This is a genomic window from Stenotrophomonas sp. TWI587 (assembly GCF_039674145.1).
GTDB classification, from domain to species: domain Bacteria; phylum Pseudomonadota; class Gammaproteobacteria; order Xanthomonadales; family Xanthomonadaceae; genus Stenotrophomonas; species Stenotrophomonas maltophilia_AY.
This window is the reverse complement of record NZ_JBDJMW010000002.1, coordinates 120,667-135,080: the sequence shown is the minus strand read 5'-3', so window position 1 is coordinate 135,080 and position 14,414 is coordinate 120,667. Positions and strand designations below refer to the sequence as shown.

Below are 14,414 nucleotides of genomic sequence, written 5' to 3'. Positions count from 1 at the left end.
TCAGGGTGGAGATGCCCGGCAACACGGGCCCTCTCTCTAACCAATCGTGGAGTCAACCATGGACAAGAATCGCACTGAAGGCGCCAAGAACCAGGTCAAGGGCACCGTAAAGGAAGTCGTCGGCAAGGTCACCGGCAACAAGACGAAAGAAGTAGAAGGCAAGATCCAGAAGGGTGTTGGCGAAGTCCAAAGCGACGTGGGCAAGGCGCGCGACGACGCTCGCCGTTGATGTTGGATCCCGCGGCTCTCTGACCCGTTCAGGGCAGAGAGCAGCAGGAAGGGAGCACGCGATGCTGACGGCCATGCCCGCGGCATCGCCGCATGCACGCCCCGATACGGTTGTCTGCTTGGCCTGATCTGTAGTGATGCGTCCGCCATGCTTGGCGCACCCGCTATCACCTCGCCTGCTCGGCCAGAAGGCCATCCAATCTCGCGGTTCTATTTCTGGTGGCTGTTACTTACGGCACCTGCGAAGGTGCGGCGCTGAGCACAGGATCTGACCTCAGACAAAGGAGCCGGCCGTGACCCGTAGACGTTCTGCCTCCGCCATCCTGCTCTCGATGATTCTTGGCGTTCTTGCACCGCCGACCATTGCCGCACCCGCATCCGCGGCGCCCGTAAAGGCGCAGAGCATCTCCTCCATTGATGACCGAATTCGCGGCGAAATGACGGAGGGGGGACTGGTTGGCGTTGCGGCTGCGATCATCGTTGATGGCAAGGTCGTCTGGCGGGGCGGGTACGGGTTGGCGGATCGCGAAAGCGGCCGAGCATTCACCACCAATACGGTGATGAACATCGCGTCCATCAGCAAGACGTTCGTGGGTGCCGCCATGATGCTTGCGCAAGAGGAGGGAAAGCTCTCCATCGATGCGGACATCAACACCTATCTGCTCTTCCCGGTCAGAAACCCCAACCACCCCGCGCAGCCCATCACACTGCGGCAGATCGCTACCCATACGTCCAGCATCACAGATCGCTGGCCGATCTATGCTGCGCGTTATCACTTCGGGCGAAACTCACCTGAGCCGTTAGCGCAATTCCTGAAGGGATATCTGGCACCGGGAGGAGCCGACTATTCCCCGGCCAGCTATCTGCCCGCTGCCCCGGGAACCGAGCGCGACTATTCCAACATCGGTGCAGGGCTGGCGGGCTACATCGTCGAGCGCACGACCGGCCAGTCTCTGGACACCTACACCGAACGCCGTATCTTTAAGCCACTCGGCATGAACAGCACGCATTGGCGCCTTCGCCCGGACAGCACCTCCCCGGATGCCACGCTTTACATTTCCCAAGACGGCATTGCGGTCGCCATTCAACCGTATGGCGTGACGACATGGCCCGATGGTGGCGTGCATACGTCGGTCGAGGATCTGTCCAGGTTCTTCATCGCACTGCTTGACGGTGGCAAGGGACCCGTTGGCCAGGTACTTCGACAGCAGTCGGTGGATGAGATGCTTCGCCTTCAGTTTACGGCGGCATCCAAGCCCCTGAACGTCGATGTTGCCGAGAAGAACTCCGGGTTGTTCTGGCAGACCAAGTTCAATACGAAGTATGTGGGGCACGGCGGAAGCGATCCCGGGCTGAAGACAGAGATGCTCGCCACCCCTGATCTGCGCACGGGCATTGTCTTCTTCACCAATACGTCTGGAGCTGAGACCGAGAAGGCCTATGTCGCCATTCTCAAGGCGCTGTTCGAGCATGCAGAGGCACTTCGTCAGGGGCATCACGAGTAAGGCCTTGCGCTCGATCTGAATGACTCACGCACCGTCAACGCGACAATGGCATCCTGCATCTTCGTGCGGGAGCCCAACGATGCAGATGACCGGAAATTCCATTGCAGCAACGGCTGTCACGCTGAAGGTCGGCGTGGTGTTCTGGGTGCTGGTGGCCTGGCGGACACCCGGCGGCGAGCCTTGGGACGCGCCTGCGTTCTGGACCGTCGTCTATCCCATCGCACTGGGCATTGCCGCAGTGCTGGGTGCCTGTTTTCCCCGGAAGGCATGGCTATGGGGACTATTGCTCATGGTGCTGCAGGTGCCAGTGGTGGCCGTGATGTCGGGCGTTGGCCCGTTGATGCTGGCCGGACTGGTCTATGCGCTGGTGCTGGCACTGCCTGCGATGGCTGTCGCGGCAGTGGCGGGCGCGCTGCGTCGCCGCCTGTACGGGACGGCTTAAAAAGTTCAGCGCTTCGCCGGCTGCCACCCGGCTCGCATGGCATCCGCAGGGCTGCAGAACATGCGCTCGCCTCGGCTCAGGTCGATGCTCGTGCGCTCGTAGTCCCGCTGGCCTGGCACGTGGTAGATCTTCCTGCCTTCGCGGGAAATGTTGCCCTTGATGCGGCATCCGCCCGGCGACGGCGGCAAGGCCACCGGGGATTGTCGTGCCGTCTGCTCACGCTTGCTGCGACGATAGTCAGCTGGCATCTGGAACGGCCCCTGCCAGAGGTTCCGCTGGTGCTGGCGCGCGTCGGCTTCGTCTGCGATGAATGCCGTCGCGTACTGGCGATACGCGACCGCCCAACCGGCGCGCACCATCTGCCGATTGATCGACTGTCCTTGAACAAAGCACTCCGCCACCACCCGGCCGTAGCGATCCGTGTCCTTGGGCTGGCAACGAACGGTCTTGTCCAGCACATAGCCGTCCAGTGCAGCAGCGGACCGTCGGCCACAGGGCCAAGCACGTCCGTCGTTGGCGGTGCATTGCTGGGCACTTTCCGGCGCATCGATGCCCCACAGGCGAATGCGCTGCTTCGCCACGGTGAGCGTGTCCCCGTCCGTGACCGTCGCGCGGCCGACCAGCTCTGCTGCCGCACCAGGAACTGAAGCAACAACCAAAACCACAACCACCAGACCTTTCAACACCATCAACAACGACATCCTCTAAGCGCATGCTCGGGTGCGAGCGCCAGTTCAACGGGGTGCGACACTCTAGCGGAAGTGGTCGGCTGTCGGCTAACCATGAAACGCCGGACCTGCCGACAACGTCGGCGGGCTCACCCTGACCCTCAACGCAATGAGCAGGCTGGCGAGCAGCATTACTGCCGCGGCAACGGTGAGGACGGCAACGATGCCCCCCAGCCCAAACACCAGACCGCCCAAGGCGGCGCCCGCTGCGATGGAGGACTGCACCGCAGCGACCACCATCCCGCCGGCACTCTCGGCCTGATCGGGCACCGCACGCGCAACCCAGCTCGACCAGGCAACAGGCACGCCACCGAAGGCCAGGCCCCAGAGCGCGACCAGGATCGCCAGCCCGCCAACGCCCACCGGCAACAGCACCATGCCGAGCGCGGCAAGGCCAACCAAGGCAGGCATGATCACCAACGTGACTTTCAGACTGCGCTCCATGAGCCAGCCGGCCAGTAGTGTGCCGACAAAGTTCGCCACTCCGAATCCGAGCAGAATCAGCGCCAGGCCATCAGCGCTCATCTGTCCCAGGCTCTCCAACGTTGGGCGGATGTAAGTAAACAGCGAGTACTGACCGGTGTGCGCCAGAACGCAGCCCAGCATTCCGACTGCAATGCCTGGCCGGCGCAACAGGCCCACCACCGACTCTGGGAGCGCCGCCTTGCGCGGGGCCATTCGGGGCAGCGTGAACCACTGGAACGCAAACGTGAGTCCACCCACCGCCGTCGCCGCCCAGAAGGCGCTGCGCCAGCCCAGCAGCCCGCCGAGGTAACTCCCCAACGGAACCGACACCACCGTGCCGACCGCAATCCCGCTGAAGATGATGGAAAGCGCGCGAGGCACGCGCTGTGGCGGTACCAACCGCATGGCCACGGCCGCTGCCATGCTCCAGAAACCGCCCAGCGCGACGCCCAGAAGGACGCGCATCACCAGGAGAACGCCCATGCTGGACGACAACGCCACCAAGGCGTTGGAGAGGATCATCAGACCGGTGAAACTCAACAGCACCAGGCGCCTATCGATCGAACGGGTCAGCCGTGGCACAAGCAGGCCGGCGAACAAGGCCACGACCGCGGTGACCGTCACTGCTTGACCGGCCAGCGCCTCCGACACCCCAAGGTCCGCCGCCATCGGCGTCAACAGGCTGGCAGGCAGATACTCCGCCGTGAGCAGCCCAAAGACACCCATGGCCAGCGAAAACACGGCCACCCAGGCCGATGAAGACGGCTCCCCGCTATCCCAAGCCACAGAATCAGGCGCGTCCGCGGCGTCAACTACGTTATTGCTCATCAAAGATCCCAGTGCGTTGGTGCAGCCGAGAGTCTAGGGAGCCAGATCCGGATGATCTATGATTGTCGAACCTGTATTTTTGATCGAAACCCCGGGACGCCTAAGTGAGCCATCCTCCACACCCGTCCCAGTCTTCCGACCTGATCAGCGAGCTGCTGACCGGCATGCGGCTGCATGGCGTGCAATACCGACGCATCCAGACCGGACCGACCTTTGGGCTTGGATTTCCGCCGAAGCCAGGCCATGCCTACTTCCATTACCTGGCAGTGGGCACTGCGATTCTTCGTGGCGCGGACGGCAGCCAACATGTGCTCTCCGCCGGGGATGTCGTGCTTCTTCCCCGCGGAGAAGGCCACGCATTGGTGTCGGGCGAGGACCATCCCGTCCAGTGCCTGGAAACGATAGTCGCAGCCCCACTGAGTGACGCGGTGAGCGGGATAGACACCTGCCCGAGCACCCATGCCGTGCCAAGCGCAGTGCTTTTCCACGGATGCATGGTGTTCGATCTGGGTGGCATGCAAGGGTTGAGCAAGTTGATGCCGGCGGTGATGTTGGCCGATGGCAATGCCACTGCGTTTCCTGGACTGTTGCCGATGGTCGACGCGATGAAGCGCGAGGTGTGCTCCGGACGCATTGGCTATGCAGGCATACTCGCCCGGCTGGCGGATGCAGTCGCCGCGATGATCGTCCGTGACTGGGTCGAGCGCGGTTGCGATGGAGCCTCGGGCCTGGTCATGGCCATGCGAGACCCTCGCCTATCGCTGTCGTTGCTTGCCCTGCACAGAGACCCTGGGCGTGACTGGACCGTTGAAGCGCTGGCTGCAGAATCGAACACCTCGCGTTCGGTCTTTGCAGACCGGTTCCAGAGCGTCATTGGAACCGCGCCTCTGCGATACGTGACTGAGCTGCGCATGCAATTGGCGAGTCAGTGGCTGACCCAGCAAAGCCTATCGATCGAGGTAGTGGCAGAGCGTCTTGGGTACGCGTCGCAGGCTGCCTTTAGCCGCGCTTACAAGCGCGTGATGGGGCACTCGCCGGGGGCGACTCGGCGGGGGCGTGGGTTGGCCTCGGCATAGGGGGTCAGTTTAGGGGCCGTCGCTCAAACGGCCTCGGCGTCTTCAATGGGCGGTAGTTGGTTATTGATCGCATCGAAGCGCGCCGTCTTTGTTCGAACGCGACCAGCGGTAGTGCGTCACGCCCCTTTTGGAGCACTTCATGCGGAGGGCTGATCGGTGGCCTGGGATTGTTGGGTGCATCCATGCACCCAACCCTTCCGCGCTGCGCGCTACAGGGCCAGCCATTCGGCTGTCCGGATTCGCTCCGGGCGAATCCGTCGAACCCGCGCGGCGGCGGCACCCTCTTCTCTCCGCCAGATACGCAAAACGCCCCTTTCGGGGCGCTTTGCGTATCTGGCGGAGAGAGTGGGATTCGAACCCACGGAAGGAATGACCCTTCGCCGGTTTTCAAGACCGGTGCCTTAAACCGCTCGGCCATCTCTCCGGTGTGCGGTCCGGCGCTTGGCCGGGGCCGCATTCTCGCATGACAGGCCCGGTTTACCCAAGACCCGCGCGGCTCACCCCGCATCCACCGCCAACGCCCCCAAGGCACTGGCCTTGATCTTCTCCTTGGCCCGCTCGCAAGCGCCACCGCAATCCAGGCGCGAGGCCTCCAGCTGCGGCGGCAGATGTTCGGCCAGGAAGTCGATGAACACGCGCACCGCAGGCAGCAGGCCTCGGCGGGAGGCGAAGACGGCGTGGCAGATGCCCTGCGGCAGCGACCAGTCCGGCAGCACCACTTCCAGCTCACCGTTGCGCACGGCATCGGTGCAGACGGTTTCCGGCAGCATGGTGATGCCGAAACCGTCCTTGACCATGCTCTGCAGCAGCGGGAAATCGAAACCGGCTACGCGCGGCTGCAGATCCACCCGACGGACCGCGCCCTCGGGGCCGTGCAGTTCCCAGCGCTGACGGGCTTCGTCTTCGCTGATGCTCAGGGTGACGTGATTGGTCAGCTCGTCCGGGTCTTTCGGGCGGCCGGCGCGATCGAGGTATTTCGGGCTCGCTACCAGAAGTTCCTGCACCTGGCCGAAGCTGCGCATCACCAGGCTGCCATCGTCATCCAGGCGCGAGCGCACGCGCAGGGCGACGTCGTAACCTTCGTTGATGATGTCCACGCGGCGGTTGCTGATGTTCAGCTGCAGCCGCACCTTGGGGTACTGCGCCAGGAAGATCGGCAGCAGCTTGGGCAGCTGCATCTGCGCCAGCGAGACCGGCACGCTGGCGCGCACGAGGCCGCGTGGCTCGGCGCTGAGGCGATCCACCACCTCACGCGCGGCCTGGGCCTCGGCGAGCATGGTCTGCGCGTGGCGATGCACGCTGGTGCCGACGTCGGTCACCGCGAAGCGGCGCGTGGAGCGCTGCAGCAGGCGCACACCCAGGTCGGTTTCCAGCTGGCTGATACGGCGGCTCAGGCGGGATTTGGGGATGCCGAGCGCGCGTTCTGCTGCGGCGAAGCCACCATGATCCACCACCATGGCGAAGTAGTAGAGGTCGTTGAGGTCTTGCATACCGAAGTTCCAGATATAGAACAATACGTGGTATTCAATCACCTTTATTCCAATCAAGCAACAACCTAACCTGTTCTCCGTCGGCGGCGCCTTGCCCCGCCCCTCCCCAGATAACAGGTGATTGCCATGAAGCTTCTTCACATCGATGCCAGCGTACTTGGCGACAACTCGGTTTCCCGCCAGCTCTCCTCCGCCGTGGTCCAGCAGTGGCGCGATCAGGTACCGGGCCTGGAAGTGAGCTACCGCGACCTCGACGCCCAGCCCGTTGCCCATCTGCGCAGCTCGTCCCTGGCCCAGTCCGACCCGGCCGAAGTGGCCGACGCCGAGCAGGTCCTGGAGCAGTTCCTTGCCGCCGATGTGGTTGTCATCGGCTCCCCAATGTACAACTTCAGCGTCGCCTCCACCCTCAAGGCGTGGATTGACCGCCTGGCGGTGGCCGGACGCACGTTCAAGTACACCGAGAATGGCCCGGTCGGCCTGGCCGGCGGCAAGCGCGTGATCGTGGCCAGCAGCCGCGGCGGCCTGCACACGGGCGCCCCGACCGACTTCCAGGATCCGTACCTGCGCCAGGTGTTCGCCTTCTTCGGCATCGACAACGTCGAGTTCGTGCGGGCCGAGGGCATCGCCTACTCGCCCCAGCACCGGACCGATGCGATTGCGCAGGCCCTGGCCGCGCTCCCGCAGCCGCAAGCGCTCGCCGCAGCCTGAGCCGGCGCGACCCACACCGTTCCCTCCCCCTCGTCGTGACGGTGTGTGGATGTGGCACTGATGGCCCCTTTCGGGGCCATCTTTTTTTCAGCGGGTCGCCTTACTGAAGCTCACAGTCCCGCGTTACCGGTGAGCCCAGAATCATGCCGTTGCCCGTGCACGCCGCAACCACAGCGTCTCCCTTGCGCAGCGCAGCCGCCTCGTCCTTGGAGAGGCCGGACATCATCACCTGCTCGAAGCTGCCCGCCTTGAGGTGTACCTGCGGCTTGTCCAGCAGGTCCGTCTGGATCGTCGCCACTTCGCCGGCAATCAGCAGCCGCTTGTCTTTGTAGAGAACGTCGGCCGCGACCTCGTTGGCCTGGTAGTCCAGATACAGCTGGCGCGCCGCAACTTCGACCGGCGCGACCCGTGCGATGGCGGTGTCTTCAGCATGGCGCTGCTCGGCATCGCCCTTGGAAGAGGGCTGGCTCACCGCGCCGACGGCACCGGCGAAGATCATGACACCTACGAAGTACACCGCCGGGGACGCGATCAGGGACAGCAGAAGCTGGGCGATGCCCTTGCCTGCGCCGCCCTTGGCCATCGCGACGATCGCAAGGATGAAAGCCACCAGATTGAGTGGCCAGCCGAAGAGGAGACCCAGTCCAGGGAACGGGATCAGGAAGCACAACCAGGCGATGCCCAGAATCAGCCATGCGGCGAGTCCGGCGGGATTGGATGACGGGAGGGGTGCGGCCGCTGTGTTCACCGGGCGTCCTGTGGAAGGTGGATGTCAGTGCTCATGCTGTCCGCTCTGTGGCGCTGCAAATGGGCATCGATCACACCTCATCCTGCGGTCCTGCAGCTCGCCTGATCCGTGCTGGAGCCGCGCTGCATTGTCCACGCTGCATTTGTTGGCCGTCGTGTCGCGTTAGCCCTTCGCGACTGGCCACTTCGCCTACACCGCCCTACTACAATCTCCGACCTTCATCAGCGCGCTTGGGGATGCCGCGTCGATGACGCGTTCAGCCCTACGGCGTCCGGCGAATGGTCGGTAAGCTGAACCCCTTTGTAAACGGGCCCATCGGTATGGATTACCGCGTCACCGAAGCACACCGCAGTGAGTTCCCACACCCGATCACCCTGAACCCCGGCGACGCACTGGAGGTCGGCGAGCGCTATCAAGGCCCCGAAGGGTGGGACAACTGGTATCTGTGCCAGACGCCCGGGCAGGAAGCCGGCTGGGTGCCCGCACAGGTGATCGGCAGGAACGCCCAAGGCGATGCCGTGGCAGCCGAGGCGTACTGCGCGCGCGAGCTGGATGTGGACGTGGGCCAGCACGTGCGGGGTGAGCGCGTGCTCAATGGCTGGGTGTGGTGCGAGGTGGTGGGTGGTGATGCGTCCGGCTGGGCGCCGTTGGGCGTGTTGACGCCGATGACGCACCGGTAGAGCCGCCAACAAAAAACCCGCCTTTCGGCGGGTTTTTCATACGTAACGGCGCTCGATCAGCCGATGACGTCAAGACCACCCATGTACGGCTTCAACACGTCCGGCACGGTGATGCTGCCGTCGGCGTTCTGGTAATTCTCCATCACCGCGATCATCGCGCGGCCGACCGCCACGCCAGAGCCGTTGAGCGTGTGCAGCAGCTCGGGCTTGCTGGTTTCCGGATTGCGCCAGCGGGCCTGCATGCGGCGCGCCTGGAAATCACCACAGTTGGAGCACGAGGAAATCTCGCGGTACGTGTCCTGCGAGGGCAGCCACACTTCCAGGTCGTAGGTCTTGATGGCCGAGAAGCCCATGTCCCCGGTGCACAGCAGCACCTTGCGGTACGGCAGGCCGAGCTTCTCCAGCACGACTTCCGCACAGCGGGTCATGCGCTGGTGTTCTTCATCGCTCTGCGCCGGGGTGCACGCAGCGACCAGCTCCACCTTCTCGAACTGATGCTGGCGGATCATGCCCCGCACGTCGCGGCCACCGCTGCCGGCTTCGGCACGGAAGCACAGCGAATGGGCGGTCATGCGCAGCGGCAGCTGCTCGGCGTCGATGATCTCATCGCGCACGATGTTGGTCAGCGGCACTTCCGAGGTCGGGATCAGGTAGCGCGTGGACTCGCCCACGGCGGTCTTGAACAGGTCGTCCTCGAACTTCGGCAGCTGGCTGGTGCCGCGCAGCGACTCGGCGTTGACCAGCGCCGGCACGTTGGTTTCTTCATAGCCGTGTTCGCCGGTGTGCAGGTCGAGCATGAACTGCGCCAACGCACGGTGCAGGCGCGCGATCGGGCCACGCAGCACGGTGAAGCGCGAGCCGGACAGCTTGGCGGCGGTCTCACCATCCAGCCAGCGGTTACGCGCGCCCAGTTCGACATGGTCCAGCACCGGGAAATCGAACGCGCGCGGGGTGCCCCAGCGCTTCTGCTCGACATTCTCGGATTCATCCTGGCCGGCCGGTACATCCTCGGCCGGCAGATTCGGAATGCCCAGCGCGATCGCTTCGATCTTCTCGCGCAGCGCATCCAGGATCACTTCCGAGGCCTTCAGCTCATCGGCGAACGCGGCCACTTCAGCCATGATCGCCGAGACGTCTTCGCCCTTGGCCTTGGCCTGGCCGATGGCCTTTGAACGGCTGTTGCGCAGGCTCTGCAGCTCCTGCGTGCGCACCTGGATGCGCTTGCGATCGGCTTCCAGCGACTCCAGCCCGGAGACATCCAGCTCGAAACCGCGCGAGGAGCGCAGGCGTTCGGCAAGGTCGGCGGGCTGTTGGCGGAGCAGGGCTGGATCGAGCATGGCGGCAGAGGGGTCTACGGATTTGGAGGGGGATTATCGCCTGTTATGCGTTTTTCTGCCGCCGGTTCATCCCGGGCGTGGCAGAATCGCGGTGATCCATACGGTATGCCCCATGTCTGCTTCCCGCTCGACTTCTGGCAAGAACATCACCTTCCACCTGCCCCGCCGCAGCCTGCTGATCGCCGCGATCGCCTTCGGCGTAGGCCTGCTGCTGTTCCTGGTGGTGTGGCTGAGCAGCCGCAACAACGAGTTCTACAAAGCCGACCCGGCCGCGCAGACCCCCGCCCAGGTCGCCGAGGTGGAGCCACTGCCCGAGCCGCTGGCCGCCGCGGCCGGCTCCAGCGACATGCCTGATGCCAAGGCACCGCCGGCCAACGAGGAAAAGCCGCAGCTGGTGGAGACAGCCCCCCCGCCACCGCCGGTCGCCCCCGCTGCACCCGCAGCACCGGCAGCTCCCACGGCGATGGCGCCATCTGATCGCCCGCAGCCGATTGCCGACCAGTCCCCGCCGCCGAGTTACCCGCCGGCCGCATTGCGCCGCGGTGATCGCGGCACCGTGGTGGTCCGCGTGGATGTGGACGCCACTGGCTATCCTTCGGCGGTCACGCTGATCCAACGCAGTGGTTCACGCGACCTTGACCGCGCGGCGTCCGATGCAGTGCGGCGCTGGCGCTTCCAGCCGGCGCAGAACAACGGCGTACCGGTGCCTGGCAGCCTGGAAGTCCCGTTCGACTTCACGCCCCAGTGAGCGTTCGCCGCCTCGCGTGGCGATTTCGCAACGGCTCAGCAAACTGAACCCCGATGGGAATGCAGTCGTCGCGTTGACGGTGCGCTGACACATTCACAACCGTGCACGGGCAAAACTGGCGGTGTCACATCGACACCAGGAGTCAGCCATGAGTGTTACCCATGCCCCGGACATGCCCCACTCGCCGCAGCATCAGCGCGACGTGATCGATGAGCCCCACAATCGCCGCACGTCGCCTTGGTTGTGGGTGGCGTTGATCGTGGCGATGTTCGCCGCCGCGCTGGTGTGGCTGCGGTATGCCACCCCGGGCGATACGAATGACGCACCCGTGGGTCAGCGCATGTTGCCGGCCACAGAGACCGCCCCCGTCGCAACCGCGCCTGCCCCGGCAGCGCGACAGGCGGCACCCGCCGCCGAGCAGCGCAAGGCGACGCCGGCCGTGCGTAATCGTGAGGCGCGCCCGCTGGCGAGCAACGCCAAGCCGGCTTACCCGCGCACTGCGCTGCGTAGCGGCGTGCAGGGCAGCGTGGTGGCCAGTCTCAACGTGGATACCCGCGGTCAGGTAACCGATGCGAGCATCGTGCAGCGCACCGGTACGCGTGACCGCGATCTGGATCGCGCCGTGCTGACCACCGTGCGCGACTGGAAGTTCGAGCCGGCCATGAACAATGGCCGTGCCGTGGCCAGCGTGGTGCGCGTGCCGGTGGATTTCCGTACCGAGCGCTAACGTGATGCGCTGAGGCCGGAACGAAAAGGGAGGCCGATGGCCTCCCTTTTTTGCGTCAGGTCAGCCGGCGCGCAGCCCGAAGCCCGCGCCGGTCGCCAGGCCATCGAAGTCCGGGAACGAGGTCGCCACGTTGGCGATGTCATTGACGCGCACTTGACCACTGCTGAGCTGGCCGGCAATCGCGAACGCCATCGCGATGCGGTGATCGCCGTGACTCTCGATGGTGCCGCTGCCCAGCACGGCGCCGCCGTGGATCGTGGCGCCATCATCGGTTTCATCCACCTGCACGCCCAGGGTCCGCAGACCGGTCGCCATTGCGGCCAGACGATCCGATTCCTTGACCCGCAATTCGGCCGCACCGCGCACCACCGTGTTGCCCTGTGCCGCTGCCGCCGCGACGAACAACGCCGGGAACTCATCGATCATGTCCGGCACCAGCGCTTCGGGAATTTCGGCACCGTGCAGCGGCGCGTATCGCACCACCAGATCGGCGACCGCTTCCCCACCCTGCTCGGCATGGTTTTCTTCAGTGATGTCCGCACCCATCAGCCGCAGCGCCGCCAGCAGACCGGTACGGCGCGGGTTGAGTCCCACCGCGCGCAGGCGCAGTTCGGAACCCGGGATGACGCTCGCCGCCACCAGGAAGAACGCCGCCGAGGAGAAATCGGCCGGCACCACGATATCGGTGGGGCGCAGACGCTGACCACCACGCAGGCGTGCCTTGCCCGGCGAAAACTCGATCTCCACGCCGAACGCGCGCAGCATGCGCTCGCTGTAATCGCGGGTGGGGTGCGGCTCGGTGACGGAGGTTTCGCCATCGGCATACAGCCCGGCCAGCAGCACGGCGGATTTGACCTGCGCGCTGGCCACCGGCGAGGCGAACGCGATGCCGTGCAGCGCCTGGCCGCCATGCACGCGCAGCGGCGGAGTGCCATCGGCCTCGGTATCGATCTTCGCGCCCATCTCGGCCAGCGGACCGGTCACGCGACGCATCGGGCGGCGCGACAGCGACTCATCGCCGACCATCACCGAATCGAACGGTTGTGCAGCAAGCAGACCCGCCAGCAGGCGCATGCCGGTGCCGGCATTGCCACAGTCCAGCGGGGCGCTCGGCGCCTTCAGGCCATCCACGCCGACGCCATGCACGATGCGCTGCGAGGGCGACGGCGTTTCAATGCGCACGCCCATCTGCGAGAAAATCGCGGCGGTGGCGCGGGTGTCTTCGCCTTCCAGGAAGCCATCGATGCGCGACACGCCATCGGCCAGCGCGGCAAACATCACCGAGCGGTGCGAGACGGACTTGTCGCCGGGAATGGTCAGGCTGCCCTGCAGGGGCTGGCCCTTGTGGGCGATCCAGTACGGAGATGCGGTCATCGGAAATCCTATGGGACGGGCCGCCACGGCGGCGATGCAACGGTGTGCGGGAGGGGCCGCAGCGTCCCCACGGGCGCCGGGCCGGGCTTAGCGCGCGAGGCGGCTACGCCGATCGGATCAGGGCACGGCGACCGGATAGGAGCCGAGGATCTTGATCTGCGCCGAGTGGGCTTTGAGTTCGGCAAGGGCCGCCTGCATCGCCTCGTCCTCGACATGGCCGGCCAGATCGATGAAGAAGCCGTACTCCCACTTGGCGTTGTGCGAGGGGCGCGACTCGATCCGGTTCATGCTGATGCCGTGCCGCGCGAACGGGCTGAGCACATCGAACAGTGCACCGGGCTTGTCGTGGATGAACACCAGCACCGAGGTGCGGTCGTGGCCGGAGGTCGGGAAGATGTTGCGGCCGATGACCAGGAAGCGCGTGGTGTTGTCCGCATCGTTCTGGATCGGCTTGGTCACCACCTTCTTCAGGCCGTACACATGCCCCGCACTTTCGCCACCGATCGCGGCGGCGTCATCGGCATTGCGCGCGCGGCGCGCACCTTCGGCATTGCTGGAGACCGGCACCTTCTCGGCCTTGGGCAGATTGGCCCGCAGCCACGAGGAGGTCTGCATGAACGACTGCGGGTGGCCGTAGACACGCTCGACATCCTCCAGCCGGCCACTGCGCGACATCAGGTACTGCTGCACGCGCAGTTCCACTTCGCCGCAGATCTTCAGGTTGGAGGTCAGGAACATGTCCAGGGTGATCTGGATGGTGCCCTGCCCCGAGTTTTCCACCGGCACCACGCCGAAATCGGCGTTGCCCGCTTCCACTTCCTGGAACACTTCTTCGATGCTGGCCAATGGCAGGCCCAGCGCGGAGCGGCCGAAATGCTTGAGCACGGCCTGCTGGCTGAAGGTGCCTTCCGGGCCGAGGTAGCCGATCTTCAGCGGCTCCTGCTGGGCCAGGCAGGCCGACATGATTTCGCGGTAGACGTGGACCAGCACTTCATCGCTGAGCGGGCCCTCGTTGCGGTCCACCACCATGCGCAGCACCTGCGCTTCGCGCTCGGGGCGGTAGTAATCCACGGCGGCAGCGAGCTTGCCCTTGGCCTTGCCGACCTGGTGGGCGAAGTTGGCGCGCTCGGCGATCAGCGCCTGGATGCTGCGGTCGATATGGTCGATCTTGGCGCGCACATCCGACAGCACGGGCGCGGCAACCGCCGGCGCGGCATCGCGCTTGGCGGCCTTGGTCTTCTTCGCGGGGGCAGCCGCCTTGGGCGGGGTCGGTGCCGGCTTGGCAGCCTTGGGCTTGGCGGGTTTGGTGGCCATCTGGGTTCCAATTGCA

Annotated in this window: 15 protein-coding genes and 1 tRNA gene; 8 read left to right on the top strand and 8 right to left on the bottom strand. The window is 65.2% G+C overall.

The annotated features are described in order from the left end of the window. Positions 1–58: 58 nt before the first annotated feature. The 3 genes from ABE464_RS03720 (at position 59) to ABE464_RS03710 (ending at position 2,175) form a co-directional block, all read left to right on the top strand. The gene (locus ABE464_RS03720; RefSeq protein ID WP_123729593.1) at positions 59–229 is read left to right on the top strand and encodes a CsbD family protein; all 171 of its coding nucleotides are present in this window, start codon (positions 59–61) and stop codon (positions 227–229) included. A 292-nt stretch (positions 230–521) separates the two neighbouring features. Beyond that, entirely contained in the window at positions 522–1,733 is a 1,212-nt protein-coding gene (locus tag ABE464_RS03715) for a serine hydrolase domain-containing protein (RefSeq protein WP_346470799.1), read from the top strand. Positions 1,734–1,812: 79 nt separating this feature from the next. Continuing rightward, entirely contained in the window at positions 1,813–2,175 is a 363-nt protein-coding gene (locus ABE464_RS03710; protein ID WP_346470798.1) for a hypothetical protein, read from the top strand. 5 nt (positions 2,176–2,180) lie between these two features. Here the strand turns inward: ABE464_RS03710 and ABE464_RS03705 are convergent, their stop codons facing one another. After that, positions 2,181–2,876 carry a thermonuclease family protein gene (locus ABE464_RS03705; protein ID WP_346470797.1) on the bottom strand — a complete coding sequence of 232 codons (696 nt, stop codon included), beginning with the start codon at positions 2,874–2,876 and terminating at the stop codon, positions 2,181–2,183. A 75-nt stretch (positions 2,877–2,951) separates the two neighbouring features. After that, positions 2,952–4,196 (bottom strand): MFS transporter, encoded by a 1,245-nt coding sequence (locus ABE464_RS03700; protein ID WP_346470796.1) that lies wholly within the window; start codon positions 4,194–4,196, stop codon positions 2,952–2,954. Between the two features lie 104 nt (positions 4,197–4,300). Here ABE464_RS03700 and ABE464_RS03695 point away from each other — a divergent pair, with 104 nt between their 5' ends. Beyond that, positions 4,301–5,272 (top strand): AraC family transcriptional regulator, encoded by a 972-nt coding sequence (locus ABE464_RS03695; protein ID WP_346470795.1) that lies wholly within the window; start codon positions 4,301–4,303, stop codon positions 5,270–5,272. Between the two features lie 334 nt (positions 5,273–5,606). Here ABE464_RS03695 and ABE464_RS03690 read toward each other — a convergent pair. Both ABE464_RS03690 and ABE464_RS03685 read right to left on the bottom strand, forming a co-directional pair. Continuing rightward, positions 5,607–5,696: transfer RNA gene (locus tag ABE464_RS03690), tRNA-Ser, on the bottom strand. Positions 5,697–5,769: 73 nt separating this feature from the next. Continuing rightward, entirely contained in the window at positions 5,770–6,762 is a 993-nt protein-coding gene (locus ABE464_RS03685) for a LysR substrate-binding domain-containing protein (protein ID WP_346470794.1), read from the bottom strand. Between the two features lie 126 nt (positions 6,763–6,888). On the opposite strand from ABE464_RS03685, the gene ABE464_RS03680 reads away from it, so the two are divergent. Beyond that, positions 6,889–7,470, top strand: a complete 582-nt coding sequence (locus tag ABE464_RS03680; RefSeq protein ID WP_346470793.1) for an NAD(P)H-dependent oxidoreductase — start codon at positions 6,889–6,891, stop codon at positions 7,468–7,470. A gap of 100 nt (positions 7,471–7,570) precedes the next feature. Here the strand turns inward: ABE464_RS03680 and ABE464_RS03675 are convergent, their stop codons facing one another. After that, entirely contained in the window at positions 7,571–8,218 is a 648-nt protein-coding gene (locus tag ABE464_RS03675) for a hypothetical protein (protein ID WP_346470792.1), read from the bottom strand. Between the two features lie 320 nt (positions 8,219–8,538). On the opposite strand from ABE464_RS03675, the gene ABE464_RS03670 reads away from it, so the two are divergent. After that, positions 8,539–8,898, top strand: coding sequence for an SH3 domain-containing protein (locus tag ABE464_RS03670; RefSeq protein ID WP_346470791.1), 360 nt, complete (start codon positions 8,539–8,541; stop codon positions 8,896–8,898). A gap of 56 nt (positions 8,899–8,954) precedes the next feature. Here ABE464_RS03670 and serS read toward each other — a convergent pair whose 3' ends face one another. Continuing rightward, the gene (gene serS, locus ABE464_RS03665; protein WP_346470790.1) at positions 8,955–10,235 is read right to left on the bottom strand and encodes a serine--tRNA ligase; all 1,281 of its coding nucleotides are present in this window, start codon (positions 10,233–10,235) and stop codon (positions 8,955–8,957) included. Between the two features lie 112 nt (positions 10,236–10,347). Between serS and ABE464_RS03660 the strand changes: the two genes are divergently transcribed. Together ABE464_RS03660 and ABE464_RS03655 are read left to right on the top strand one after the other, a co-directional pair. Continuing rightward, positions 10,348–10,983 (top strand): energy transducer TonB, encoded by a 636-nt coding sequence (locus ABE464_RS03660; protein ID WP_346470789.1) that lies wholly within the window; start codon positions 10,348–10,350, stop codon positions 10,981–10,983. A gap of 148 nt (positions 10,984–11,131) precedes the next feature. Beyond that, a complete protein-coding gene (locus tag ABE464_RS03655; RefSeq protein ID WP_346470788.1) occupies positions 11,132–11,710 on the top strand; it encodes an energy transducer TonB in 579 nt (192 codons plus the stop codon). A 60-nt stretch (positions 11,711–11,770) separates the two neighbouring features. Here the strand turns inward: ABE464_RS03655 and aroA are convergent, their stop codons facing one another. Together aroA and pheA are read right to left on the bottom strand one after the other, a co-directional pair. Beyond that, entirely contained in the window at positions 11,771–13,084 is a 1,314-nt protein-coding gene (gene aroA / locus ABE464_RS03650; protein WP_346470787.1) for a 3-phosphoshikimate 1-carboxyvinyltransferase, read from the bottom strand. A 117-nt stretch (positions 13,085–13,201) separates the two neighbouring features. Further along, positions 13,202–14,398, bottom strand: coding sequence for a prephenate dehydratase (gene pheA, locus ABE464_RS03645; RefSeq protein ID WP_346470786.1), 1,197 nt, complete (start codon positions 14,396–14,398; stop codon positions 13,202–13,204). Positions 14,399–14,414 lie beyond the last annotated feature (16 nt).

What these genes read in the sequence shown, in the direction of transcription:
- ABE464_RS03720 (WP_123729593.1), top strand. Translation starts at nt 59, where the DNA reads ATGGACAAGAATCGCACTGAAGGCGCCAAGAACCAGGTCAAGGGCACC.
- ABE464_RS03710 (WP_346470798.1), top strand. Translation starts at nt 1,813, where the DNA reads ATGCAGATGACCGGAAATTCCATTGCAGCAACGGCTGTCACGCTGAAG.
- ABE464_RS03705 (WP_346470797.1), bottom strand. Translation starts at nt 2,876, where the DNA reads ATGTCGTTGTTGATGGTGTTGAAAGGTCTGGTGGTTGTGGTTTTGGTT.
- ABE464_RS03700 (WP_346470796.1), bottom strand. Translation starts at nt 4,196, where the DNA reads ATGAGCAATAACGTAGTTGACGCCGCGGACGCGCCTGATTCTGTGGCT.
- ABE464_RS03685 (WP_346470794.1), bottom strand. Translation starts at nt 6,762, where the DNA reads ATGCAAGACCTCAACGACCTCTACTACTTCGCCATGGTGGTGGATCAT.
- ABE464_RS03680 (WP_346470793.1), top strand. Translation starts at nt 6,889, where the DNA reads ATGAAGCTTCTTCACATCGATGCCAGCGTACTTGGCGACAACTCGGTT.
- ABE464_RS03670 (WP_346470791.1), top strand. Translation starts at nt 8,539, where the DNA reads ATGGATTACCGCGTCACCGAAGCACACCGCAGTGAGTTCCCACACCCG.
- serS (WP_346470790.1), bottom strand. Translation starts at nt 10,235, where the DNA reads ATGCTCGATCCAGCCCTGCTCCGCCAACAGCCCGCCGACCTTGCCGAA.
- ABE464_RS03660 (WP_346470789.1), top strand. Translation starts at nt 10,348, where the DNA reads ATGTCTGCTTCCCGCTCGACTTCTGGCAAGAACATCACCTTCCACCTG.
- ABE464_RS03655 (WP_346470788.1), top strand. Translation starts at nt 11,132, where the DNA reads ATGAGTGTTACCCATGCCCCGGACATGCCCCACTCGCCGCAGCATCAG.
- aroA (WP_346470787.1), bottom strand. Translation starts at nt 13,084, where the DNA reads ATGACCGCATCTCCGTACTGGATCGCCCACAAGGGCCAGCCCCTGCAG.
- pheA (WP_346470786.1), bottom strand. Translation starts at nt 14,398, where the DNA reads ATGGCCACCAAACCCGCCAAGCCCAAGGCTGCCAAGCCGGCACCGACC.